The following is a 23,965-nucleotide window of genomic DNA, read 5'->3' as shown; positions in this document are numbered from 1 at the left end:
AGGCGTGCCTGCGTTAATAAACTATAAACATTATCCGCAGAAGCATTAGATGACACGCCTCACACCTCTGATAATATATACAGCCCTGTCAGCAGCGTTATTGCTGGCTGCATGTTCCGGTGCAAAAATAAGTGTTGCCGACGAACAATTGTCAAGGGGAGAATATTTTGACGCGGCAAAGACCTATAGAAAGATATACAATAAGCTCAGCCCTCGCAAACAACGTGAACAGCGCGCAGATGTCGCCTACAAGATGGCTGAATGCCACCGCCTATTAGGACAGGATGCACGTGCTGCCACCGCCTATCAGAATGCTCTACGTTACGGATATCCCGACAGCTCAATAATTCTGCGTCTGGCACAGGCACAACATGGGCAGGGAGCATATGCCAAAGCAATCGATTCATATGAGGAATATCTCAGGCTTTTTCCCGGTGACAACAATGCCTCCCGTCAATTGTCAGGAGCGAGAAAAGCCGCAGAACTGAAAAAGAACAGGACAAGGTATGTGGTGCGCAATGCCACGACCTTCAATTCGCGCAGATCCGATTTCGCCCCGATGTTCAACGGTGAGACGCTCTACCTCTCAACAACCAATGAAAAGGTACAGGGCACGGCCCGAAGCGAAATCACCGGCATGAAGCGCAGCGACATATGGATGGCACGAAAAAACGAACATGGGGCATGGCAACGTCCTGAACCGGTAGAGGGGGACCTGAATTCGGAATGGGATGAGGGCATATGCTCTTTCTCCCCCGACGGCTCCACAATGTATCTGACACGAGCAGAGCGCAACCCCTCAGCCGATACCGGCACTGCAATATACACATCCTCACGCCAAGACGCACAATGGAGCGCACCGGTGAAATTTGATATCACCGCCGACACATTGTCCTCCTACGGACACCCTGCCGTCAGCCCATCAGGGGAATGGCTCTATTTCACGTCAGATATGCCGGGATATGGAGGCAAAGACCTCTGGAGAATAAACCTCAAGGAACGGTCCGGAAGCCTTGAAAACCTCGGGGAAGCCATCAATACCCCGGGCGATGAGATGTTCCCCTACATGCTCACAGACTCCATAATGATGTTTGCGTCCGACGGACATCCAGGGCTCGGAGGACTGGACATATTCCGCGCGACACTGACCCCATCAGGAGGCTGGCTCGTTGAGAATATGGGAAGCCCCATTAATTCAGAAAGTGACGATTTCGGCATAACCTATGCCTCCCCAGGACGCGAAGCCGGATATTTCAGTTCTAATCGTGGCGACTCTCGCGGATATGACCACCTGTACTCATTCGAACTGCCTGACCTCAGGATACTCATTTCCGGATGGGTGCTTGACAATGATGAAGAGCCTGTGCCGAACGCAATCATACGCATAGTCGGAAATGACGGCTCCAACCAGAAAGCCTATGCAAAACCCGACGGCTCTTTTTCGTTCCAGCTACAAAGAGGCGTAAACTATGTGATGCTTGCCGGAGCAAAAGGACACCTCAATGCCAAACAGCAGTTCACATCTGACACCGCAGAGGAAGACGCCGAATACGGTATAGACTTCATACTTGCCTCGGTGACAAAACCGAATATACTTGAAAACATATTCTATGACTTTGACAAAGCGTCTCTTCGTCCGGAATCCCGGAAAGCCCTTGATGAACTGGCAGCAAAACTCCGTGACAACCCCAATATAACCATTGAGATGGCATCGCACACTGACAGGCATGGGCCTGAAGAATACAACATATCACTCTCTCAACGCAGAGCAAAAAGCGTTGTGGACTATCTGACCGAGGCTGGCATTGCCCCTGACAGGATGCGAGCCCAAGGATACGGCAAAAGCACACCCAAAACCGTCAGCAAACGAATAGCTCGTGAATATCCCCAATTCCTGGAAGGACAACTGCTTGACGAGACATATGTACTCACTCTGCCTGAAACTGACAGGGAAATAGCCGACCAGATAAACCGCCGCACGGAATTCCAGGTCCTCACAACCGATTACCAGATGTACTGACCATTATTTTCAATACCCTATGTCAACGTAAAAAAAATACTTTCACAATTTACAGAAAAGTCGTAACTTTGCATCCTGAAAATTTTGAAGAAAGATGCAGAAAATCCGAAACATTGCCATTATAGCACACGTTGACCATGGCAAGACCACACTCGTAGACAAAATGCTGCTCGCCGGCAAACTGTTTCGCGACAACCAGTCCACAGGCGAACTTATACTCGACAACAACGACCTTGAGCGCGAGCGTGGTATAACAATTCTTTCCAAGAATGTATCTATCACCTACAAGGACTACAAGATCAATATCATCGACACTCCGGGACACGCTGACTTCGGAGGTGAAGTGGAACGAGTTCTCAACATGGCAGACGGCTGCCTGCTACTCGTAGACGCTTTCGAAGGGCCGATGCCACAGACCCGCTTTGTACTTCAGAAAGCAATCCAGATGGGACTCAAGCCTGTAGTAGTGATCAATAAGGTGGACAAACCCAACTGCCGCCCTGATGAAGTACAGGAGATGGTGTTTGACCTGATGTGCAACCTTGATGCCACAGAGGAACAGCTCGATTTCCCCACCATATACGGCTCTGCCAAGCAGGGATGGATGAGCACCGACTTCAACAACCCCACCGAGGACATCACAGCCGTGCTCGATGCCATCATAGAGTACATACCCGAACCACAGATACACGAAGGCGATGCACAGATGCTAATCACCTCGCTTGACTACAGCAATTATGTAGGACGTATCGCCATTGGTCGTGTGCACAGAGGCGAAATCCGTGAAGGAATGGATATCGCACTTTGCAAAAAAGACGGCTCTGTGGTGAAGCAACGCATCAAGGAGCTGCACACATTCGAAGGCATGGGCCGCAAGAAGGTCGATAGCGTAAAGAGCGGGGACATATGCGCGCTTGTTGGCATTGATGGATTTGAGATCGGAGACACAGTGGCTGACATAAACAATCCCGAGCCACTTCCTCGCATAGCCATCGATGAGCCCACCATGTCGATGACATTCACCATAAACGACTCTCCTTTCTTCGGCAAGGACGGCAAGTTTGTTACCTCACGCCACATTGCTGACCGTCTCACCAAAGAGCTTGACCGAAATCTTGCTCTCCGAGTCACAAAAAGCGACAACGAGGATGTATGGATTGTGTTCGGACGCGGTGTGCTCCACCTTTCAGTGCTTATAGAGACCATGCGTCGCGAGGGATTCGAGCTACAGGTAGGACAACCTCAGGTAATCATAAAAGAGATTGACGGCAAAAAATGCGAGCCAATCGAGATGCTTACAGTGAACGTCCCGGAAGAATTCTCGTCCAAGATCATCGACATGGTAACACGCCGCAAGGGCGAGATGATCACCATGAGCACACAGAACGACCGAGTCCATCTGGAATTCCTCATCCCCTCTCGTGGCATCATCGGACTACGCAACAATGTGCTCACAGCGTCAGCAGGAGAGGCAATTATGGCTCACCGATTCCATGAATACCAGCCATGGAAAGGAGACATCGAACGCCGCACCAACGGTTCTCTGATTGCGATGGAAGCCGGCACAGCCTACGCCTATGCCATAGACAAGCTTCAGGACCGCGGACGTTTCTTCATATTCCCGCAAGAAGAAGTCTATGCCGGACAGGTTGTAGGTGAAAACGCCAAGGACAATGACATTGTAGTCAATGTCACCAAATCCAAGAAACTCACTAATATGCGCGCCAGCGGAGCTGACGACAAAGCGCGCATTGTTCCTCCGGTAGTATTCTCTCTTGAAGAAGCCCTGGAATATATCAAAGAAGATGAATATGTGGAAGTGACACCTCACCATCTGCGCCTGCGCAAAATCATTCTTGATGAGATCGAACGCAAACGCGCAAACAAGTAACCCCACATCATCACGATACAAATAAAAACCAGTAGGATCCGGATTGGATCCTACTGGTTTTTTTGACATTACATGATTTTCATATTTAGCACCGCTAAAGCAATGCTTTAACAGAGTGGAGCTAAATGACAAATGCATGCATTAAAGCTGCACTTTGCATAAATTTATTTTCATATTATCTATCAGCTTGTTATAAATCAAAATGGTGATGGGGTCGGATTTTTAGTTTGCCTGAACAGGAAAAAATGCTTAACTTTGCAACATGATTGACTTGACCGCTCACATAGAATATCTGCTCATGAACCATGACTGTGTTGTGGCTCCCGGACTCGGTGCATTCTTAGCGCATGAGACCCCAGCCCGCTATGATTCGGAGTCAGGTCAGTTTATGCCACCGACACGTTCTCTCGGATTCAATCAGGCACTCACCATCAACGATGGTTTACTTGCCGAAAGCGTGGCGCGGCGTTGCGGAATATCCCTCGACTCAGCTCGTGCAGAGATAGATACTGCAATATCATCATTCCGCAACCAACTCGAAGAAGTCAAAACGCTCCCATTAGGCAATCTGGGCGAAATGTCGATATCCGAAGGATCGCTCGTGTTCGAACCATCCGCATCGTCGGCTGTATCATTCCGATATGGAGGCTTCTCACCAATAGCCATAACCCCTATTATTGAAGATGCATCTTTGGAAAGAACATCTGAAGATATTCACGAATCGAAAATCATATCCATTCCCACACCTCTTAAGGTGGCAGCATCAATGATCATACTGATTGTTGTATGCGGACTTTTCCTTACAACAGGCAATCTGCTTGGAAATCGCCACACCAATTTCGCATCTCTTGACTCCGGTCTACGCAACAGCAATATTGAGGCATCAAATATCGCTCCAATAAATAATGAGGAAACCATACAGATATCAAGAGAAATCGAACTTAACATCTCTGTTCCGAAAGAGGATATATGCAGCACAGCGCATGTAACCGCACAACCCTCAGATCTACCCGGACGTTACATACTCGTGGTAGGGTCTTTCCCATCGAAAAAACTGGCTATTAAGCATATCGGAGACGACTCCACCCTCTCCATCATAGAGATGGGAGACAAATTTAGAGTATATGCTGCTTCAGCATCCTCTATGGATGAAGCTTCTGTCCATGCAAATACACTGCGTGACAAATATCCTACTGTATGGATATGCCGCAGATAAATCCTTATTACCACACATACATCTCTTACCGCCTCAAACAAAACTGCTATGGATTTTCACGAACTGATAATCAATAGGCGTTCAATACGTAAATACACCGACGAACCAATAGCCCAAGAGGATGTCAGACTCATCCTGGAGGCAGCCTTGCTATCCCCTACCTCCAAGAGTGCCAGAGCATGGCAATTAGTTGCAATCGAGGACAAGTCAACACTCGAACAGCTTGCAGCATGCAAGCCGGCAGGAGCCATGTCAGTGGCAGGTTGCCCATTGGCAATTGCTGTGACTGTTGATTCTACAAAATCAGAAGCCTGGGTTGAAGATGCTTCAGTAGCAGCTTCATATATGCAACTCCAGGCGGCAGCTCTCGGACTCGGATCTTGTTGGGTACAGGTATATGGCAGATTTGCAGCCGATGGAACCCCTTCCGACCAGTACGTACAGGAGATACTCGGCATACCAGAAGAATGCTCGGTGCTATGCATTATTTCATTCGGACACCCGAATGAAATACGCAAGCCACAGGACACAGAAAAACTAAAGTGGGAGAATGTCCATATCGGCAAATGGTGATATGATCCCACAGACCACCGGACACCCACTTTCCATTGTATTTATAGGGGCCGGGAACGTTGCTACCCATCTCGCTCAGGCATTTGAGAAATCGGATGTCGGGAATGTGGTGCAGGTATTTTCCAGGTCCATAGATTCCGCTAAAGAATTAGCGCATAAATTACATGCAGCTGAATTTGTGAACGATCCATCCGAGATAGTCCACGATGCCGACGTGTATGTGGTAAGCCTTGTCGACCATGCTGTGGATAATGTCATAAAAGAAATCCCACGCAACAATGCCCTCTGGCTTCATACCTCAGGCTCCCTGCCTATTGAGGCATTGACAGGGAAATCCGACAGGACCGGTGTTTTCTATCCATTACAGACATTCTCAAAGCAGGTGCCTGTAGATATGACAGAAGTGCCGATATTCATCGAGGGATGCAATCCTGGTATAACGGATGAAATACGACATATGGCAGAGAAAATGTCGGAAAAGGTGTATTATGCCGACGGAGATCTGCGCAGACGTATGCATGTTGCAGCAGTGTTCGCCTGCAATTTTTCCAATCACATGTTTACCATTGCTGATGACCTCCTGAGGCGTGACGGTCTGACACTTGAAGTGCTGCATCCCCTATTGCGTGAGACCGTTCGCAAAGCAATTGACGGCTGCCCGGCTGACGGACAGACCGGTCCGGCAGTCAGAGGAGATAAGGCTGTGATGGAAAAGCACCAGTCAATGCTGACACGTGAACTCGCTGATATCTATTCTATTATATCCAAGTCAATCTATTCACGGCACAATCCTGATTAGCACATAATATTCTTCCATTCTGCCCTATTCTATTTCCCGCTGCATAAGCAAAACAGTGTATTTTTTTATAGCAGTGTTGAATTGTAAGGATTTTTGCCTAATTTTGCATACAAAAATCGCTCGCAGAGTGTAAATTAATCACTTTTAAAATCATTCCCCAATAAATGGAAGCACGCGAAAGCCTCAACGAATATTTCAGAGACTCTATACGTCGCAATTGGAATCTACCGGCATTCACCGATCTTGGTGCCACGACAATGACCTATAAAGACGTGGCTCGCAAGATTGCAAAGTTACATATACTGTATAAAGAGATAGGTATTGTACCTGGCGACAAAGTAGCTCTCTGCGGAAAAAACTCATCCCAATGGTGTGTGGCATTTTTGGCTACAGTTACTTACGGAGCTGTTATTGTACCTATACTTGCCGACTTCAAGCCCGACAATATCCAGCATCTTATAAACCATTCCGATGCTAAACTTGCAATAATTGACGAAGCTGTATGGGAAGCCCTCAATCCCGATGGCATGACCAGGATTTCCGGAGCATTGTGTACACGTGACTTCTCACTGATCCACTCCAATGATGAAAAACTGACCCATACACGTGCTCATCTTAATGAACTTTTCGGTCAAGCATACCCTGACCGTTTCACACCTGAGGATGTCAACTACTACAAAGAGGACAATGATGAACTGTGCCTGATATCATATACATCCGGATCGACAGGCTTTTCCAAAGGAGTCATGCTCCCCTACCGTTCACTTTGGTCCAACGTGCGCTACTGCATGGACTATCTGCCATCCGACCCGGGAGACGGCGTAGTGTGCATGCTCCCATTGGCACACATGTATGGCCTCACCATTGATATGCTCCGTCCATTCGTATCAGGCAACCATATACATGTGCTCACCCGCACACCATCACCACGCATATTGGTGGAGGCATTCGCACAGGTGCGCCCGCGCTATATAGTAGCCGTGCCCCTGATTATAGAGAAGATTATACGCACACGAGTATTCCCGCTTCTTGAGAAACCATTGATGAAACTGATGCTGATGGTTCCGTTTGTCGACGACCGTCTGCTCGCACGCATCCTCGATCGGCTCAAAGAGACATTTGGAGGCAACCTACAGGAAATCATCATCGGAGGAGCCGCCCTCAACAAAGATGTGGAACGTTTCCTACGCCGATGCAACTTTCCGTACACTGTGGGCTACGGCATGACTGAATGCGGACCGCTAATCGCTTATGCCCCTTGCACCAACAACCGCATGGCATCCTGCGGACGCATCGTCGATCGCATCGAAGCCAAAGTTTCGTCCCCCAATCCGGCATCAGTCCCCGGCATACTTTACGTGAAAGGCACAAATGTAATGCTCGGATATTATAAGAACCCGGAAGCGACAGCCGAGGCTATCGATGATGACGGATGGCTTTGCACTGGTGACATATGCAACCTTGACGAGGAAGGATTCCTCTATGTGCGCGGCCGCGACAAAAACATGATTCTCGGACCGTCAGGACAGAACATCTATCCTGAAGAGATTGAGGACAAGCTCAATAACCTCCCTTACGTCTCCGAATCACTCATCGTCGACTCCGGAGCCGGACGCCTGGTAGCACTCATATTCCCCGACCTCGAAGCAGCCCAGTCACAAGGCTTCACCGATTCGGATATCGAAAAGATAATGGACGAGAACATTCGCACACTAAATGAAAGCCTCCCCGGATACTCACAAGTGCAATCGTACCGCATACAGCAGGAGGAATTCGAAAAGACCCCGAAACGCTCTATCAAGCGTTACCTCTACAAATAAACACAATTCTGAATAATTCACAAAAGAGGGTGTGTCAAAACTCCCTTTTTGAAGAAATTACCCTTGCCACAGGTAGCTGTAGCAGGGGTAAATCTTTATAATTGTGCATTATGACTCACCATCTTTTATGCGTTACAACTGCTTATGAGCCGCAAGCACCGAGTTATAGTATCGCGGATCTCCTGTCACCTCATCACCGATGAACGGAGGAAGGACAAAGCTATCAGAGGCAGACGAAAGCTCAATCTCAGCAAGGACAAGACCGTCATGCCTTCCGTGAAACACATCCACCTCCCAGCGAGCTCCTTCATATATCACCACATAACGCGTCTTATCAATATTCCATCCACCCGCCAGTCTTTCAGCCATCTCCATTGCATCATTAACCGGTATCGCATACTCCCATTCATCACGCACCGCCCCATCATTCTTACCTTTCACCGTGATCCAGGCATGATCGTCACACACACGGATTCGGACTGTCGCCTCAGGCTTGTCTGATATATAAGTCTGACATATATGAAGCAACTCGGTGGTCATTTGGATGAAACTATTGTCCTTTACAAGAAATTTTCGTTCTATTTCCTTTCCCATAACATCATTTAATAACATATGAGGAGAGATGTTCTCAGGATTTTCCGTAATTTTGCAAAATTAAATAAAATAGAGTTTCTAAAATAGGATTTTTATCAAAATTTTTCGATTACAAATGCGCTTGCGCACCATCATATTCATTCTTATTGCAAACCCTATAAAGGTACATGCCGATAATGTGACAGTCACCGGAGTGGTGAGGGATTCTCTCACACATGAACCGATACCATTCGCTACAGTCCTTCTAAAAGGAACCGACCGTGGCACACTCACTGACGACAATGGCAAATACACGATAACCACAGCTCTAAGATGGGATTCCATACAGGCTGCATCTATGGGATATGACACCAAACAGCTGCCAGCCAAGAAAGGGAACAAAATAATCATAGACTTCGATCTGCATTCCACAGGTGTACTGCTCAACACTGTGATAGCCAAACCAAAGAAGGAGCATTACACTAAGAAAAACAATCCAGCAGTGGCATTCATGGAGCGTATCCGTGCCACACAGGACATTGGAGATCCCCGACGGAAACCTGACTACAATTACGACAAATACGAACGCATAACTCTTGCGATCAACAACTACCAGTTCAATGACTCGGCAAAAAGAGGATTTGACAAAAAATTCTCTTTCATAAAAGAATACATTGACACTTCAGCTCTGACCGGAGAACCCATCCTCAATGTAGCCTTACGGGAAAAAGCCTCTGAGGTCAACTATCGCAACACTCCTCAGAGCGAAAAGGAATATGTGAAAGGCCTACGCCAGTCAGGAATGGACAATTTTCTTGACCAAGAGAGCATGAAGACATTCTATGAGGATGTGATGCGCGAAGTCGATGTCTACAATAATGACATCAACATCCTTCAGAACCGCTTCGTCAGCCCCCTGTCACGTATCGCACCGGATTTCTATAAATTCTATCTCACCGATACCGTGCCTGTTGACTCGGTGGAATGCGTGGAGCTTACCTTTGTGCCAAGAAATTCTGCCTCATTCGGATTCACAGGGCGTTTCTATGTCCCGGTAGGAGACTCCACCATGTTCATAAAGCGAATAGTGATGCATGTGCCCCACAACATAAACCTTAATTTCATCAATAACATGCTCATTTCACAGGATTATGAGCAGCTACCCGACGGTACACGCCTAAAGACAAAGGATGATATGATAATAGAGGCATCCATAATACCAGGTATGCCGGAAATGTACGCACGACGCAACACCGTATATACCGGACATAATTTTGACCGTCTCACCGATCAATCAATATTTGATCGCGGACAATCCCAGGTGTATGCACAAGGGGTATATGACCGTGACTCGATTTTCTGGAAAGAGAATCGGACTACACGGATTGCACATGGAGAGAACTCTATGGAAAATATGATAAAGAGAATGCGATCCGTTCCTTTATATTATTGGGGAGAAAAGGCACTAAAGACTTTCACTTCAGGATATATCACCACAGGAAACCCATCAAAATTTGACATCGGGCCACTCACTTCGACTTTCTCGACCAATACAATCGAAGGATTCCGCCTAAGAGCCGGAGGAATGACCACTGCCGCATTGTCACCAAGATGGTTTGCCAGAGGATATGTGGCAAGAGGCTTCCGTGATCATAAATGGAAATACAGCGGCGAAGTGGAGTATTCATTCCGCGACAAGCGTCAGCATTCAAGAGAATTCCCTGTTCACTCTCTACGCTTCACCCAGCTATATGACATGGATATGCTCGGACAGAATTTCACACTCAATAATCAGGACAATATGTTCATGTCCGCCAAGCGTATGGAGGATATACAGATGACCTATCACCGAGTGAGCAAACTGGAATACACGCTTGAGATGGAGAACAATTTCACAATCAAAGCCAAGCTGGAGAGCGAAAGGCAGGAACCGACAAGATATATGCAATTCGTCAACGGAATGGGGAATTCATTCCATCACTATACGATGAATTCAGCAACCATAGAACTGCGGTATGCCCCAGGCGAAAAGTTTTATCAGATGAGATCCGGCCGTGTGCCTATCAATTTTGACGCTCCGGTGTTCACGCTCAGCCACACATGGGCACCGAAAGGAGTGTTCGGAAATCCGTTCGCATTATTCTCAACCGAGGCATCATTCAGTAAAAGATTCTGGTTCTCGGCATTCGGGTATATGGACGTATTTCTTAAGGGCGGTCATGTATGGACAAGATCACCCTATCCGAATCTGCTTATACCAAATGCCAACCTGTCATACTTCCTTCAGGCAGAATCATTCTCATGCCTCAACCCAATGGAGTTCATCAATGACAGTTATGCGCAATGGGACCTCACTTACTGGGCTAACGGAGCGATACTCAACTACATACCCTTATTAAAGAAACTCAAACTACGCGAAGCCATAGTTTTCCGCGGACTTTACGGACATCTGAGCCATCGCAACCGCCCTTGGGAAAATCCGTCACTGTTCGTTTTCCCTACCGATGCCCACACCCAGCTTATGAGCTCTACCCCCTACATGGAAGCCGGTATAGGTATCGACAATGTATTCAAGGTTCTTCGTATCGATTACACATGGCGACTCACCTATCGCAACAATCCTCAGGCATGCCGCGGCGGTCTACGGTTCATGTTCCATTTCACATTCTAAGAAATGTAACCTGCCATACGGATCTCATTTTGATACAAACTTCCTTATAGCTTTCCTGTTGATCTTCACTTTATACTTCGAACGAAGTGATTTCACCCAGTCAGCTTCAAGCTGCTGCTGAAGGTCAGAAACAAGAACCGACTTAACATCAGATGCCTCCTCCGGTACATCGATTATCTTGTAGGCGTATGGAAACCATGCCACCCACTTCCCTTCCGGTGACACTTCGGCTCCACCAAAGGCTATATTGTCTATTATCTTATTTTCACCCTTGGCAGCAAGGATATGCTCGACCTTAACATCCGCACCAAACCGATCTTCAAGCGATACAGAAAGCATATCCTTATTTATCGGATTCTTTGCAAGGAATCCTTGTATCTCAGATGCGACAGAATCGCTCATAGCTGAAATCACGTAGCCCTTGAAGTGAGGGACATCCCATGAATAGGCTGTACGATTCTGACGGAAAAAACTGTTCTGTGCTTCAACATCGACACTTGACCGCTCCCATACATTCCTGTTGCTTATCTCAAACAGCAATATACCGTCACGGTACTCGTTAACAAGGTTGCGATAATCGGTATTGGTTTCAGCAAGGCGCGCCTTAGCCAACTCTATGGTTTCATTATCAATACACTCATCCACATAATAGCTGAACAAGATCCCAAGGTCCACTTCTGGCAGTTCAGGCATCCTCTCCACAACATCCGACACCTTGAGCTTCCTGGATGGGAACTCTGCAAGAACCAAAGACGAAACCCTAAGAGCCTTAAGGGCAGCAGAACGGTCATGGCTTCCCTCAACAATCGAACGGACGGCATTCATAGCTTCACTCGAAACATCAATGCCATGCTCAGCTCTCACTTTTGAAAGGAATTCTTTCTGTGGCAATACGGATCTCTCATCTCTGCTCATCATCTCAAGAATATGACTGCGAGATTCATTCAATGTAGGCAAAGGCTTGCGCTCAAGGGTCTGTACTATATGATAGCCATAGGCTGTACTGAACGGTTCGGACATCTCTCCAGGCTTAAGCGAGAATGCAGCCTGCTCAAATTCCGGCACCATCATCCCTCTGCCAAAGAATCCGAGATTCCCTCCACGTATCGCCGAACCGGGATCCTCACTCTCCCGGCGAGCAAGGTCTTCAAAATCCGCTCCGTTCTTAAGCAATGTCGCTATGGAATCGATCTGAGCTTTTTTTGCCGCCGCATCATCAGGGGAAAGTCCTTTAGTCAGTTTAAGTATATGACGAGCCGACACATCTCCTTCCACTTGTCGTTCATCCGTAACTTTTATAATATGAAATCCATACGGCGCATCCTCAAACACAGGAGATATCTCCCCCACAGGTGTGTCATAAGCAACTTTTTCAAACGGATAAGGGAGCATACCGGACCGAATATATCCCATATTCCCAAAATTCCTTGCTGCCGATCGATCATATGAATACTTGATAGCCATCTCTCCGAAATCAGCACCGTCCATAATAACCGAACGTATTGAATCAAGACGTGCCCGATTAGCCTCCCTCTCGGCAAGAGTCTTACCATACGGAAGCAATATATGGCTGACACAACGCTCACGGTGCATACGGTCATACGCCTCCGCCACAAGACGCTGCTCCACAAGCGAATCTCTCAGATAAGGAGCTGACAACTCAGCACAATACCCATTGAACTCGTCACGGAAAGCCTTGGTAGTGTCAATTCCTGCGACCTCAGCATCAGCGACCTTAAGTTTATATACAACAAACATATCCACATAATCATCTATCGAAAGCGGGGCTGCCTGCTGTAGATTGTTCTTTTTATACAGATATTCGAATTCGCTAAGCTTTATCTCCTTGCCGTTGACAGTCATAACAACCGGATCAGAATTACGAGGAGAGGCTGAGACTGTTAATATCGCTGCAAACACTGTTGCTATCGGTATGAGATACTTTTTCATTGCAAATTAATCTAAATACTCTTTAATAACGAACATCAATGTACAATATTGTACACAAAAAGACCGGGACCCGCAATGCAGACCCCGGTTCATTATACGTTCAAATTATCAGTTACGGCTGGTGGCACTATAGTTGGGAGCCTCACTGGTGATGGCAACATCATGAGGATGGCTTTCAGCAACACCGGCATTGGTGATACGCGCAAACTTCGCCTCATGCAGACGCTCTATATCAGCTGCTCCACAATAGCCCATTCCGGCACGCAGACCGCCGAGCATCTGATAGATCACTTCATAAAGCATTCCCTTGTAAGGCACACGAGCTGCGATACCTTCCGGAACGAGCTTCTTGGCATCGCTGACATTACCCTGGAAGTAACGGTCCTTAGAGCCTTTTTCCATAGCCTCAAGCGATCCCATGCCACGGTATGACTTGTACTTTCTGCCATTGTAGATTATGGTATCGCCGGGTGATTCCTCAACTCCGGCAAGCATACCGCCAAGCATAACGGCATACGCACCTGCCGCAAGAGCCTTTACGATATCTCCAGAATAGCGGATTCCGCCATCGGCAATCAAAGGTACACCAGTGCCTTTGAGGGCCTTTGCCACGTCGTAGACCGCACTGAGCTGCGGCACACCTACTCCGGCGATAATGCGGGTGGTGCATATCGAACCAGGACCAATGCCAACCTTGACTCCATCGGCACCATTGTCAACAAGATATCGGGCTGCCTCGCCTGTTGCGATATTACCAACAACAACATCCACCTGAGGATATTTCTCCTTGATAGCACGGAGAACACCTATCACCCCGCGCGAGTGTCCGTGAGCAGTATCAATCACAAGAGCATCGACACCGGCCTCGACAAGAGCATCGACACGCTCCATAGTGTCAGGTGTCACACCCACACCGGCAGCCACTCTTAGACGACCGAGACGGTCCTTGCATGCATTAGGCTTATCCTTTGCCTTAGTTATATCCTTATATGTCACAAGACCTACAAGATGATTGTCACTATCGACAACCGGAAGCTTTTCAATCTTATGCTGCTGAAGTATCTGTGCCGCCTCCTCAAGATCGGTTGACTGATTGGTGGTGATAAGATTCTCACTTGTCATCACCTCGTCAATAGGACGGTTGAGATCCTGCTCAAATCTGAGGTCTCGATTGGTGACAATGCCAACAAGCTTGCGGTCATCATCAACCACAGGTATACCACCTATGTGATACTCCTTCATCATAGCAAGAGCGTCAGCCACAGAAGAGCCTCGACGGATAGTCACAGGATCGTATATCATTCCGTTCTCAGCGCGTTTCACAGCATGCACCTGACGAGCCTGCTCGGCAACCGGCATATTCTTGTGAATGACACCGATACCACCTTCACGGGCTATAGCTATGGCAAGAGCCGCCTCAGTGACGGTATCCATTGCAGCCGACACAATAGGCACATTAAGCGTAATGTTGCGTGAAAAACGTGTGGTAAGATTTACTTCGCGGGGTAATACTTCCGAATAAGCCGGAATAAGGAGGACATCATCAAATGTGAGCCCGTCCATTTTTACTCTATCAGCAATAAATGACATAAAGACTAAGTTTATTGCGTGCAAAGGTAATTATTTTTCGCAAAATATGAACAATGTTTTTAACCAATTTTGTCAAAAGATACGTACATTTGCACTATGAAATTGCTTTTATCACTGCTATGCCTCTTTTCACCAACCCTCACTTTAGCTGACACTATCGATGAGGAGTATGAACTGTCACCTCAAGTGACGGCATTGGTTATGGGCTACAAAGGAACCTCCACACCTTGCATACCTGATCCTGACGAGGAGCAATGGACCATTCTCGATTCGCCTTCATCATCAGCCCCGGGCAGGATGAGACTACCCAAACATATTGTTGTCGACAAGCCTCACACACGGCTGTATGTGATCAACATGTTCGGCGATACATTATGCCGTTACAGGGTATGCGCATCACTTAAAAGGGGGCAGAAGCAAAAAATGGATGACTGGCGCACACCGGAAGGCACATTCGGACTGATGGGTGTATACAACTCCACCGACTGGACCTATAAGGATACCCAGGACAAATGTTACGGTCCATACTTCGTGTCACTCATTACGCCAAGATTTTGGGGCATAGGCATACACGGCACTAACTCACCTTATTCCGTGCCTGGTCGGCGCAGCCACGGATGCATGCGTATGCACAACGAGGACATACTGATAGTGCGCCAAATGGTTGACAAGGACTCCAAAGTGACCATATTGCCTGATCCTGTCCCTGATGTCGACTGACAATCACAGCCTCATGCCTATACCGAAAAGCGCGTAATCATAAATCACCGGATCTGACGGATTGAACCTGCGCAGATGCCCTGTCAGTTCGAGGACCGCTCGTTTGTCGTCGCTCTTACGTGAAAGCAAACCCAACTCGCGTGATACATCGCCGACATGCACATCCAACGGAATGAAGAGCTGCGAAGGCTTGATCACATCCCATATGCCCATATCCACAATACCGTCATCCCTGACAAGCCATCGTAGTGCCATATTGACGCGCTTAAGTGCTGTAGTAGAAAGATTCTGTGGCAGACATCGTGAGGCAACAGCTGTATCGGCATTCTCTCCATTAGCAATAGCAAGCTCTCTATTCAGAGACTCCACAAGAGTCCATGACGGAAGTTCGGCTGATGCCACTCCTTCCTTACGTGCAAACTCCTGAAGAGAACCCGATGACACATACACACGACGCAGCCCTCTAAGAAAATACTTGAAATGACGATTGAAAAAAGTGCGATGTATGTTACTTTCGTCATCAAGATCCTCATAACCCTCATCCATCATATATGAATAAGGCTTGTTTTCCATAAGAGAAAGCATCCTATCGCAATCTCGACATATCATACGACGATTCCCCCAAGCTATTGCAGACGTAAGCATCGCAGAAATCTCTATATCCCGCGGATCATCAAAACGTCTTGGAAACTGCACAGGGTCCTCCCATATAAATGAAGGAGCATTGATTCTTGACGCCTCGGAGTCAAGAAGCTCCCTAAGGTCATTTTCAGTCATAATATATCTAACCGACTATAAAAAAGAAATTATACGGATATCCCATAAAGTATCCATATAATTTCCTTGTATTAAAATAAGTTCTTATTTTATCTATCAGAAAGCTGCTACAGTATCAGCAAGCTCCTCAGCAGCAGGAACTACAGCAGCCATAGGCTTATATGCAGCCATCACTTCGTCAACATCCTTGACAAGAGCTTCGCTTTGCTTGTCACGTGATACTATTATACCTTCGGAATTGATTACAATAATGCAAGGAATGCCCTGGATACCATAGAGATCTGTCGGGATCGTCTGCGCATTCACAATACAAGGCCAAGGCAGCTCATGACTCTTTATAGCCTTTTCCGTGTCCTCAGGCTTGTCCCAGACAGCGACTCCCACAACATTGAGCCCTCTGTCCTTATACTTTGCATAAAGCTCTTTCAGCACCTTGAGCTGACGCACACATGGTCCGCACCAGCTTGCCCAGAAATCAACTATAGTCACTTGTCCGGGTTTGACATAGTCACTGAGAGCCTCCTTCTTGCCATTGTACTCAACTACGAAATCCTTATAGTGCTTACCCTCTCCAGTCTCTGACTGAATCTTTAGAGTCTTGTGCAGAGCCTGTAGCTGTTTTGAAGAAGCGAGCATCTTGTTCTGAGCCATATCGGACTCTACCTGAGCCAAAGGCAGCTCATATGCTCCCTGCATATACATGTACAGGCCGAACACATTGTCCTTATTAGCTGCATATGCATTTACAGGCATAGCATTATAGTCGGAAATTATCGCCTTGCCTCGTGCAGCCTGCACAGAATCGTTCTGGTCAAGCTTCTTATACTCATCTGAGAGAGCAGCCATCTTGCCGCGATACTCTACAAACTTGTCATTGAGGGGTGTACCTGACGATTCGCCACGCTCATTGATAGTGACATCGCCTTTCTCTATAAAGAAAACAGGACCACGCTTGCCTCCTACCATAATGCGACCGATAGAAGGAGCGTCAACCTTACCTTCAAATCTGACAGTCCCATTGCTGACAATGACCGAATCAATCTTTTGAGCAGAATCCCAGTCAACGAGATAAGCCATTGTGTTATCAGCCTTAGCTCCCACCGGGAAAGTGACTGAATAATTGGACTGAGCCTCAATGGCACAAGCACTCAGTGCAAGTAATGCGCCAGTGAGCATAACTGATGTTTTTGACATATATAATGGTGTTTTAAACATTATTCTTAGGATTTCTTCATACGCAGTACCTGCGCAGACCTTGGAGGCAAATAAAGCCGTAGCCACTCTCGTCCCACAGGCGCATAGACAGGATCATGCTGAGTGAGATGATGCACATTCTCATCAATATTGCCATAACCTCCATATTTCGGAGAGTCAGTGGACAGCACAACCTCATACTCTCCGGCAGGAGCAAGAATACCATACCCTGTAAACGCCTTGACTGGAGAGAAGTTAAACACAAAAACCAGATCGCCACGCATGTATGCGAGCACCTGATCGTCATCCTTCTCCCAAAGCTTGACAACAGGCAATGACTGGAAATTATATACTCCCGAAATAATATTGATCATGTCATTATCAAAAGCATTCAGGAACATATATTTAAGATCCTCACGATCGACAAGATCCCATTGACGGCGTGCATACTTGTAGCTCCAGCCGTTCCCTTCCCTTGGGAAGTCGATCCATTCCGGATGACCGAATTCATTGCCCATAAAGTTGAGGTAACCTCCATTGATGGTAGAAGCTGTGACGAGACGTATCATCTTATGGAGTGCCATACCTCGTGCAACCGCCATATTGTCATCATCCTTCATCATATGCCAGTACATATCCTTGTCTATCAGACGGAATATGACAGTCTTATCTCCGACAAGAGCCTGATCATGGCTCTCGACATACGATATTGTCTTCTCATCAGCACGGCGATTGGTCAGCTCCCAGAATATTGATGTAGGCTTCCAGTCCTCATCCTTGCGCTCCTTAAGGGTCTTTATCCAATAGTCTGGAATGCCCATTGCCATACGATAGTCAAATCCTATGCCTCCATCCTTGAAAGGAACTGCTATGCCAGGCATTCCGCTCATCTCCTCCGCAATAGTTATTGCTGAAGGGTTGATTTCATGAATCAGTTTATTGGCAAGGGTAAGATAGGTTATGGCATTGGCATCCTGACCACCGTTATAGTAGTCATCATACGATCCGAACGCCTGACCAAGACCATGATTGTAATAAAGCATCGAGGTCACCCCGTCAAAGCGGAATCCGTCAAAACGGAACTCCTGAAGCCAGTATTTGCAATTGGATAGCAGGAAATTGATCACATCATTCTTGCCGTAATCAAAACATAATGAATCCCATGCAGGATGCTCTCGACGGCTGTCGCCATAGAAATACTGATTGTATGAACCGTCCAGTCGTCCAAGTCCCTCCGCTTCATTCTTCACTGCATGACTGTGCACAATATCCATAATCACGGCAATACCGAGTTCATGAGCACGGTCAATCAGGCTCTTCAGCTCTTCAGGGGTTCCGAACCGGCTTGAAGGAGCATAAAAGCTTGACACATGATAACCGAAAGAGCCGTAATATGGATGTTCCTGTATCGCCATTATCTGAATGGCGTTATAACCGTCGGCTGCTATACGCGGGAGCACAAGGTCACGGAACTCTGTGTAGCTCCCTATCCCCTCCTTCTCCTGAGCCATGCCTATATGGCATTCATATATAAGCAGCGGGCGTGTATCAGGGCGGAAGCGTCTCACTTTCCATTTATATGGAGCCGGAGACCACACCTGCGCGGAAAACAGATGAGTGTTCTCATCCTGCACGACACGTGTCGCATAAGCCGGTATACGTTCTCCGCTTCCTCCTTCCCAGGAGACTATCATCTTATAGAAATCGCCGTGATGTATGTCGTCAGGCTTGAATTTCAGTTCCCACACGCCATTTTTCTTTGGCTTGAGGGCATATTTCTTCATCACCTTCCATCTCGAAAAATCGCCAATCAGAGTTATTGCTGTGGCGTTAGGAGCCCATTCACGGAACACCCATCCGTCAGCAGTACGATGAATACCGAAATAGTTGTGGGCATTGGCGAAAGTGTCCAGTTTCCCATCAGGCCCGCAAAGCTCGATCTCCTTATTTACAGCATCATTGTGACGCCCGACGATAGCTCCGGCATACGGCTCAAGCCAAGGGTCATTCTTGAGGATGTTGAGAGTCTTTTTTTTCATATTGACGATTATAAAACTTGATGCATTGCCTGTTCTATGAAAGGCCATAGCACCTGTATTAATTCACAAACTTACGAAAAATCCTCGACTTTGCACAAAAACGACGCAGATATTTAAGCCATCGAGGAGTCTTTTTATCCTGAGACATCTCATCAATGAGTGTGCGTGCTTGCGAAAGAGCGGATCGCTGGAATGCCCCAAGCTCCTCACGGAACTTAGGGACCGTTGAAGTACGGACACTTTGGTCGGGGTACAGCGCGTTAAGAAGCGCGGATACAATAGTCTCCGGAATCGTAGGCGGCAACGTCTCTCTTACCATCTCCTCTGTCAGCTTGCGCGAGTCAGGAAGAATGTTACCTGACAAGCAGAACACCACCATTGAGGCAAGCGCATATATATCGATCTGAGGACAGAAATGGTCTATGGCATTATACTGCTCGGGGGGAGCGAACCCTTCTTCACATGTCATTGGAGGGAGATCCCAACGCATCACTCCCCTGTCACTGAAATGCATCGTTGCATACAGACTGAAAAGCACCGGTATCTTCTCTCTCTCTCGCTTCACAAAACGCACATGACGGGGATGTATATCGGCATGCACAGCTCTATGATTATGCAATGCTATCACTGCATCAAAGATTGGCGACAGCACCTTGCGTGTCTGTTCGAAAGTGAGCCGGCCTCCCATATCCCGAACATACTCCTCAAGTGTGTCTCCATCAAGATACTCAACCACATAATAATATGTATTGTTGGCATGAAATGTCTCTATGACATTTATAATCCAAGGACAACCGCGCGACAGATTGATACGTTCACGGCATGCACGTATGAATGCCTCAAGACAACTGTTGACCGTAGGAGCGATATCATCCGGGGTTATTACGGTCATGCCGTCTGCTCCACGGCTGGAACATCTCACCATCATCTGTTCTCTGACCACCACCGGCACCTCGACAACAGAGCCGGAACGACACACAGAGACGACAGTCTTATAAGTGAAACCTTGACCGTCACTGCGCAATACCCCCACGACACGGTAAGAATGTTTTACGCCCTTTATCACTGTGCCGGGCGCAAGCGATTTTTCAGACACCATACAACCGATACGCTTATATTCCTAACTTACTATCTATATATCCTTAACTCGGTCCACATCGCATACCATCCACAACACATCTCCTGGCGCAAATACCGTGACAGCATCAGCCTGGATATAACAGTCGCTTCGCTGCACAGCAACCAGGAGTGCTTCATATGTCTCCCGGAGCCGGGATGTGACGACTGTCTTGCCAACCATAGGCGAATCCTCTCGCAGACGCACACTCGTCAGGCGCACATTGTCGACAGCAGGCGGAGCCTCCGTGTCATTGTCGGCCTCAACTACCGGAAGTAGAGCCTGTATCTCCTCATCACTACCTATGACACCAAGTATATCACCCGGAAACACTCTTGCCTCAGCCGCCGGAACCATTATCATGTTGTTGCCTCGTTGAATAGAGGACACCGAGACTCCGTAACGCGAACGGAGTCCTGAATTCTTCAGCTGTTCGCCCACAAACGGACAATCATAACCGACTGTCATGTATGCAAGATGCATATTCGGCACAAGAGAATTCTTGGCTCCTGAACGGCGCAGCTCACGCTCATTGAGATTGTCGATAAAACGAGTCTCTATCTTTGACAGACGCGCCTTCACCGTCTTGGAATAGGACATGAGAAGAGCTATGAAAAGAAGCACCCCGAGGGTCCACCCCACTGCCATAGAATAGACCGAGCTGAGAAGATATACTATAATCATCATAGCGATCAGCAACCTAACAACTGTCATGATGATCAGAGGCACATCAAACTTTGCATTGCACTCCCTCAGACGCTTACGTTCAGTATTCTTGGATGCCGGATAAGTCAGTGCCATAAGGAACGGTGTCATAAGGAACAATGCCACCACTGTGCCCAACAGGCGACCCCAATTAGGGAACACACCCAACGCGAAAGGTATCAGATAACGCTGAGTGATGATGCACATAGCTATAAGGACCATAGAATAAAGCACCACCCTCCATAGATAACGTTTCAGAAGACTACGCCACAACTCCTTCACAACGCTCTGTTCGGCTGTCGCACTTTCGGAATAACGGTCAATAAGGAAATGAAGTTTCTGCGGCAGATGGCTCTCTACCCATCTGGCAGCCGGAGGTGCCATCCTTATAAAATAAGGAGTGGTGAATGTGGTCACTACCGACACAGCCACTACTATAGGATATATCTGTGCGTCAAGCACTCCAAGACCCATACCGAGAGATGCGATAATAAAGGCGAACTCACCTATCTGGGTCAGTGAAAAGCCGCTCTCTATCGCCACTCTGAGCGACTGCCCTGTAAGCAGCATTCCGAAAGTGCCGAAGAATATCATACCCACTATCACAACTCCCGACAATATAAGTATCGGCATCCAATAATCCGCGATTATTGTAGGATTGACCATCATACCTACAGATATAAAGAACACGGAACCGAAAAGATCCTTGACCGGTACTGTGATACGTTCTATGCGTTCGGCAAAACTCGTTCCTGCAAGGATAGAGCCCATCACAAAAGCTCCGAGCGCAAGGGAAAATCCGCAAGCCACAGAGAACACCGCCATACCAAGGCAAAGCCCCATCGAGACTATGAGCAAAGTCTCGGAATTCAGGAATCTTCTCTGCCAGTTAAGCAACGACGGCAAGAGAAAAACTCCCACCACAAACCATATGATAAGGAAAAACACAAGTTTGCTCACGCTATAAAGCATCTCACCCCCCTCCACACTGTTGTTAATGGCTATCGAAGAAAGAATCACCATCATCAACACAGCAAACAGGTCCTCAACAATCAACACAGCGAAAACAAGCGATGCAAACTTACGGTGCCTAAGATTCAGATCGGTAAACGCCTTTATTATGATTGTGGTAGATGACATGGAAAGCATACCGCCAAGAAACAGGCTGTTGATTCTTGAGAATCCCAATATACTGCCGGCAGCAAACCCTGCGACCATCATTCCGCACACTATAAACAATGCTGTCACAACAGCCGAGCCTCCCGCATTGACAAGCTTTCGGAAACTGAATTCCAGTCCTAATGAAAAAAGCAGAACTATTATCCCTATCTGAGCCCAGAAATCAATATTAGCCTCAGTAGTCACCGAAGGAAGATATGTGAAATGAGGACTGGCAAGGAAACCGGCAACAATATATCCGAGCACTACAGGCTGTTTCATCCACTTGAACAGCAGAGTGGTCACAGCACCAAGAATAAGTATGAATGCAAGATCACTGATGAGACCGTTTATATCAAAAGCCTCTGTAGCAGCCTGCACATTAGCCAGAATCAGATTCAATGTCATCATGACAAGTCAGCTTGATTGGATAGCGAAATATTTATAGTAGGATATACCTCATGCAATGCATCAAAGACATCAATGAAGTCGCTATGCTCACGTATGAGTATCAGCAGATTGAGCCTGGTCACATCCGAATCGTAGTCATACTCCACATACACCTTCGAAAGATGTATGCCAAAACGCCCGAGCACATCCTCATAAGGCTTTATCGACTTCACTATCCCTCTTACTTTCAGACGTATTGTACGAGCCTCGTTACCTACATTGACACGATGCTCAAGACGCTCCAAAAGAGTCAATATGAACAGCACAAGAAGTGTGGCGACTATGGAGATTAGGTACAGTCCGCACCCCACAGCCATACCTATGGTAGCTATGATCCATATGCCGGCAGCCGTAGTGAGACCTCTCACAGACCCCTTCATCTGAATAATGGTTCCGGCACCAAGAAAACCTATGCCTGATATCACTTGTGCAGCAATGCGTGAAGGGTCCCCGCGAAGAAGTCCCACAGTCTCCTGACACACATATATGGAAAGCATCATGGCTATACAAGCACCCATCGATATCAGCGAAAAGGTACGCAACCCAGCCATCTGCCCTTTACGCTTACGCTCTATGCCTATAAGCGAGCCAAGCACAAGGCTAAGGACTATACGCACTATCGCTGTAGTCGACGTGAGTTCTACCCCATTGATGATTTCCCAAAAATTTTGCATATATCAAGCAGATCTACCTCCCTTTGAC

Annotated in this window: 17 protein-coding genes; 8 read left to right on the top strand and 9 right to left on the bottom strand. The window is 47.2% G+C overall.

Annotated features, from left to right (window positions below):
* The first annotated feature begins 49 nt into the window (after positions 1-49).
* The 6 genes from porE (at position 50) to EZ315_RS10815 (ending at position 8,319) form a co-directional block, all read left to right on the top strand.
* Positions 50-2,020, top strand: coding sequence for a PorE family type IX secretion system protein (gene porE, locus EZ315_RS10840; RefSeq protein ID WP_135472097.1), 1,971 nt, complete (start codon positions 50-52; stop codon positions 2,018-2,020).
* Positions 2,021-2,114: 94 nt separating this feature from the next.
* Entirely contained in the window at positions 2,115-3,911 is a 1,797-nt protein-coding gene (gene typA / locus EZ315_RS10835) for a translational GTPase TypA (RefSeq protein WP_135472096.1), read from the top strand.
* A gap of 262 nt (positions 3,912-4,173) precedes the next feature.
* The gene (locus EZ315_RS10830; protein WP_135472095.1) at positions 4,174-5,127 is read left to right on the top strand and encodes an HU domain-containing protein; all 954 of its coding nucleotides are present in this window, start codon (positions 4,174-4,176) and stop codon (positions 5,125-5,127) included.
* 48 nt (positions 5,128-5,175) lie between these two features.
* Positions 5,176-5,700: a nitroreductase family protein gene (locus EZ315_RS10825; RefSeq protein ID WP_135472094.1), complete on the top strand. Its 525-nt coding sequence runs from the start codon at positions 5,176-5,178 to the stop codon at positions 5,698-5,700.
* The gene (locus EZ315_RS10820) at positions 5,678-6,499 is read left to right on the top strand and encodes a Rossmann-like and DUF2520 domain-containing protein (RefSeq protein WP_135472093.1); all 822 of its coding nucleotides are present in this window, start codon (positions 5,678-5,680) and stop codon (positions 6,497-6,499) included. The genes EZ315_RS10825 and EZ315_RS10820 overlap by 23 nt, the downstream gene beginning before the upstream one ends.
* A 164-nt stretch (positions 6,500-6,663) precedes the next feature.
* The gene (locus EZ315_RS10815) at positions 6,664-8,319 is read left to right on the top strand and encodes an AMP-binding protein (RefSeq protein WP_135472092.1); all 1,656 of its coding nucleotides are present in this window, start codon (positions 6,664-6,666) and stop codon (positions 8,317-8,319) included.
* Between the two features lie 132 nt (positions 8,320-8,451).
* On the opposite strand, the gene EZ315_RS10810 is transcribed toward EZ315_RS10815, so the two are convergent.
* Positions 8,452-8,913 (bottom strand): CYTH domain-containing protein, encoded by a 462-nt coding sequence (locus EZ315_RS10810; protein WP_135472091.1) that lies wholly within the window; start codon positions 8,911-8,913, stop codon positions 8,452-8,454.
* 115 nt (positions 8,914-9,028) lie between these two features.
* On the opposite strand from EZ315_RS10810, the gene EZ315_RS10805 reads away from it, so the two are divergent.
* Entirely contained in the window at positions 9,029-11,563 is a 2,535-nt protein-coding gene (locus tag EZ315_RS10805; RefSeq protein WP_135472090.1) for a DUF5686 and carboxypeptidase-like regulatory domain-containing protein, read from the top strand.
* 24 nt (positions 11,564-11,587) lie between these two features.
* Here the strand turns inward: EZ315_RS10805 and EZ315_RS10800 are convergent, their stop codons facing one another.
* Both EZ315_RS10800 and guaB read right to left on the bottom strand, forming a co-directional pair.
* Complete coding sequence (locus EZ315_RS10800) at positions 11,588-13,513, bottom strand: peptidylprolyl isomerase (RefSeq protein ID WP_135472089.1); 1,926 nt, start codon at positions 13,511-13,513, stop codon at positions 11,588-11,590.
* Between the two features lie 108 nt (positions 13,514-13,621).
* Positions 13,622-15,103: an IMP dehydrogenase gene (gene guaB, locus EZ315_RS10795; protein WP_135472088.1), complete on the bottom strand. Its 1,482-nt coding sequence runs from the start codon at positions 15,101-15,103 to the stop codon at positions 13,622-13,624.
* A gap of 96 nt (positions 15,104-15,199) precedes the next feature.
* Here guaB and EZ315_RS10790 point away from each other — a divergent pair, with 96 nt between their 5' ends.
* Positions 15,200-15,823 carry a L,D-transpeptidase gene (locus EZ315_RS10790; RefSeq protein ID WP_135472087.1) on the top strand — a complete coding sequence of 208 codons (624 nt, stop codon included), beginning with the start codon at positions 15,200-15,202 and terminating at the stop codon, positions 15,821-15,823.
* Positions 15,824-15,826: 3 nt separating this feature from the next.
* On the opposite strand, the gene EZ315_RS10785 is transcribed toward EZ315_RS10790, so the two are convergent.
* The 6 genes from EZ315_RS10785 to EZ315_RS10760 form a co-directional block, all read right to left on the bottom strand.
* Positions 15,827-16,600, bottom strand: a complete 774-nt coding sequence (locus EZ315_RS10785; protein WP_135472086.1) for a TIGR02757 family protein — start codon at positions 16,598-16,600, stop codon at positions 15,827-15,829.
* A 96-nt stretch (positions 16,601-16,696) separates the two neighbouring features.
* A complete protein-coding gene (locus tag EZ315_RS10780; RefSeq protein WP_160651888.1) occupies positions 16,697-17,794 on the bottom strand; it encodes a TlpA disulfide reductase family protein in 1,098 nt (365 codons plus the stop codon).
* Positions 17,795-17,820: 26 nt separating this feature from the next.
* A complete protein-coding gene (locus tag EZ315_RS10775) occupies positions 17,821-19,833 on the bottom strand; it encodes an alpha amylase C-terminal domain-containing protein (RefSeq protein WP_135472084.1) in 2,013 nt (670 codons plus the stop codon).
* Positions 19,834-19,891: 58 nt separating this feature from the next.
* On the bottom strand, positions 19,892-20,932 hold the full coding sequence (locus EZ315_RS10770) for a protein kinase domain-containing protein (protein ID WP_135472083.1): 1,041 nt from the start codon (positions 20,930-20,932) through the stop codon (positions 19,892-19,894).
* Between the two features lie 33 nt (positions 20,933-20,965).
* The gene (locus EZ315_RS10765; protein ID WP_242452584.1) at positions 20,966-23,224 is read right to left on the bottom strand and encodes a cation:proton antiporter; all 2,259 of its coding nucleotides are present in this window, start codon (positions 23,222-23,224) and stop codon (positions 20,966-20,968) included.
* On the bottom strand, positions 23,221-23,937 hold the full coding sequence (locus EZ315_RS10760; protein WP_135472082.1) for an MgtC/SapB family protein: 717 nt from the start codon (positions 23,935-23,937) through the stop codon (positions 23,221-23,223). Before EZ315_RS10760 ends, EZ315_RS10765 begins: the two co-directional genes overlap by 4 nt.
* Positions 23,938-23,965: the final 28 nt, after the last annotated feature.

Source organism: Duncaniella freteri (genome assembly GCF_004766125.1).
Lineage (GTDB): Bacteria > Bacteroidota > Bacteroidia > Bacteroidales > Muribaculaceae > Duncaniella > Duncaniella freteri.
Note: the sequence above shows the minus strand (reverse complement) of the source record. Positions and strands in the feature narration are given on the sequence as shown.

Bases quoted from the DNA above. Each gene is read 5' to 3' on its own strand.
- porE (WP_135472097.1), top strand. From the start codon at position 50: ATGACACGCCTCACACCTCTGATAATATATACAGCCCTGTCAGCAGCG.
- typA (WP_135472096.1), top strand. From the start codon at position 2,115: ATGCAGAAAATCCGAAACATTGCCATTATAGCACACGTTGACCATGGC.
- EZ315_RS10830 (WP_135472095.1), top strand. From the start codon at position 4,174: ATGATTGACTTGACCGCTCACATAGAATATCTGCTCATGAACCATGAC.
- EZ315_RS10825 (WP_135472094.1), top strand. From the start codon at position 5,176: ATGGATTTTCACGAACTGATAATCAATAGGCGTTCAATACGTAAATAC.
- EZ315_RS10820 (WP_135472093.1), top strand. From the start codon at position 5,678: ATGTCCATATCGGCAAATGGTGATATGATCCCACAGACCACCGGACAC.
- EZ315_RS10815 (WP_135472092.1), top strand. From the start codon at position 6,664: ATGGAAGCACGCGAAAGCCTCAACGAATATTTCAGAGACTCTATACGT.
- EZ315_RS10810 (WP_135472091.1), bottom strand. From the start codon at position 8,913: ATGGGAAAGGAAATAGAACGAAAATTTCTTGTAAAGGACAATAGTTTC.
- EZ315_RS10805 (WP_135472090.1), top strand. From the start codon at position 9,029: ATGCGCTTGCGCACCATCATATTCATTCTTATTGCAAACCCTATAAAG.
- EZ315_RS10800 (WP_135472089.1), bottom strand. From the start codon at position 13,513: ATGAAAAAGTATCTCATACCGATAGCAACAGTGTTTGCAGCGATATTA.
- guaB (WP_135472088.1), bottom strand. From the start codon at position 15,103: ATGTCATTTATTGCTGATAGAGTAAAAATGGACGGGCTCACATTTGAT.
- EZ315_RS10790 (WP_135472087.1), top strand. From the start codon at position 15,200: ATGAAATTGCTTTTATCACTGCTATGCCTCTTTTCACCAACCCTCACT.
- EZ315_RS10785 (WP_135472086.1), bottom strand. From the start codon at position 16,600: ATGACTGAAAATGACCTTAGGGAGCTTCTTGACTCCGAGGCGTCAAGA.
- EZ315_RS10780 (WP_160651888.1), bottom strand. From the start codon at position 17,794: ATGTCAAAAACATCAGTTATGCTCACTGGCGCATTACTTGCACTGAGT.
- EZ315_RS10775 (WP_135472084.1), bottom strand. From the start codon at position 19,833: ATGAAAAAAAAGACTCTCAACATCCTCAAGAATGACCCTTGGCTTGAG.
- EZ315_RS10770 (WP_135472083.1), bottom strand. From the start codon at position 20,932: ATGGTGTCTGAAAAATCGCTTGCGCCCGGCACAGTGATAAAGGGCGTA.
- EZ315_RS10765 (WP_242452584.1), bottom strand. From the start codon at position 23,224: ATGATGACATTGAATCTGATTCTGGCTAATGTGCAGGCTGCTACAGAG.
- EZ315_RS10760 (WP_135472082.1), bottom strand. From the start codon at position 23,937: ATGCAAAATTTTTGGGAAATCATCAATGGGGTAGAACTCACGTCGACT.